The organism is Serinicoccus shuyuelongi (genome assembly GCF_045032955.1).
In the GTDB taxonomy this organism is placed as follows: Bacteria; Actinomycetota; Actinomycetes; order Actinomycetales; family Dermatophilaceae; genus Ornithinicoccus.
On record NZ_JBJFZU010000021.1, the window covers coordinates 1 to 1,662 of the forward strand.

1 protein-coding gene is annotated in these 1,662 nt (G+C 66.8%); it reads right to left on the bottom strand.

Going from position 1 to position 1,662, the window contains the following annotated elements; all coding sequences use genetic code 11:
* Positions 1 to 128 precede the first annotated feature (128 nt).
* A complete protein-coding gene (locus tag ACI3EY_RS17045) occupies positions 129 to 1,259 on the bottom strand; it encodes a phage major capsid protein (protein WP_405041252.1) in 1,131 nt (376 codons plus the stop codon).
* Positions 1,260 to 1,662: the final 403 nt, after the last annotated feature.

The following is a 1,662-nucleotide window of genomic DNA, read 5'->3' on the forward strand; positions in this document are numbered from 1 at the left end:
GGAAAGCCGGGGGTGCGTCGTTGTTGGCGCTGGACGAGTCTCTGCCGCCCTCGCGGGCGGCTCGTCGACCATCGATCACTGGGGCCAAGCAGAAAGACCGCAGCGTGACGTTGACGCCAGGTGTGGGGTCAGTCAGCGAGGAGGTCGACCACGGCCAGAGCCTGCGGACGAAGCATCTCGAAGCCGAACCGGCCCTCCGTCCGCAGCTTCATGCGGTTGGTGTCGAACAGGTCGCCGGCCTGGGTCGCAGCCAGGGTGTGCGCGCCCTGCCGGATGAGCAGACCGGTCGTGCCCCAGTCACCGAGGATCGCAGTGCCCTGCGGGACGACCAGGGAGCTGACGGGGGAGACCCCACGGCCCAGGATGCGGTCGTAGGCACCGCTGTCCATGAGGAAGCCACCAGCGGTCCCGTCCTCGCGGAGCATGTCGAGCTCCTCGAGGTCGTTGGGGTTCATGGCCACGGCCGTGACCCGCTCGCCCTTGGACTCCAGGGTCGTCCGCGCCTTGCGCAGCGTGGTGAGCGTGTCCTGGGCGAAGGCGACCTGGGTGGTCCCGTCGACGGTGAGGATGCCCTCCCACTCCTCGCCCTGGCCGGTGCCGTTGACGATGAGGTTCTCGATGGCCTGGACGATGCCGTTGGCCATCTGCGTCTCCAGGACGTTCATCATGGAGGCGTGGTCCTCGGCGTACCGGATCGGGAAGGGCTCGGACAGGTGGGCGATGACTCGTGCCCGGTCCTCCACCTCCTCGAAGGAGTAGACGCTGGTGGGCTTGGTCGCGCCGTCAGCGACCGGACCGGCGTTGTTCGTCTTCAGCACCTGGCGCAGGTACGAGTACGTGTGCTCGTTCAGCTCCCGGCGGCCTACGAGGTCGAGGACCGACACCGGGTTGTCGGGCAACGTGACGACAGCCACTGCCGAGGGGGTCGTGACCTCACCGGTCAGCAGGGCCTTGACCCCATTGGCACCGGCACTCTCGCCGAGCTTGTCGGCGACGGACTTGGCCCAGATTCGGCCCGCGCCCTTGCTCGACGTGGCGGAGTTGTCCATGCCGAGGTTCTCGATGCGGTCGATGAGCGCCTTGGCGGACTTCTGCTTCTCGGTGGACTGACCGGCGTCGATCTTCTCCGTCAGCGATTCGACCTGTCGGTTGATCTCCTCCAGCTCGCTGACCTGGGAGTCGGACAGGTCGCCCGCTGCCCCCTTGATGAGGGCCAGGCCCTTGGCGACCAGTGCCTGTCGCTGTTCCTTGAGGTTCATGATGGTTCTCCGAAATCTCGCCCACAGTGGGCGCAGCAGTGATGAAAGGGGAACCGCAGCAACGGAGGCGGACCGGCATGACCGGCTGGCCTTCGACGTAGCTCGTCGCGGCATCCTCGCGGCTCGACGGACGGGCTGACTGCCCGTTGGCCTCGCACTGCCGAACTTCGGTCGGACTGGTCCTCGTCAACTTGGCCGTGAGGCTCCTCGTTGACTTGCCAGAGCGATCCGCTCGTCCGGTGGTCGGATAACCAGGACCCTAACGCGCTCTGGCGCTATTTCGGACCCCCAGGGCGCCCTCTCTGACACTTTCACGGGCTAGCCCATACCTGAGCAGGGGAAAGGCGCCCCGTGGCCAGAGGGGACCACGAGGCGCCTTTCGGGTATCCGTCGACATCACACG

Bases quoted from the DNA above. Each gene is read 5' to 3' on its own strand.
- ACI3EY_RS17045 (WP_405041252.1), bottom strand. From the start codon at position 1,259: ATGAACCTCAAGGAACAGCGACAGGCACTGGTCGCCAAGGGCCTGGCC.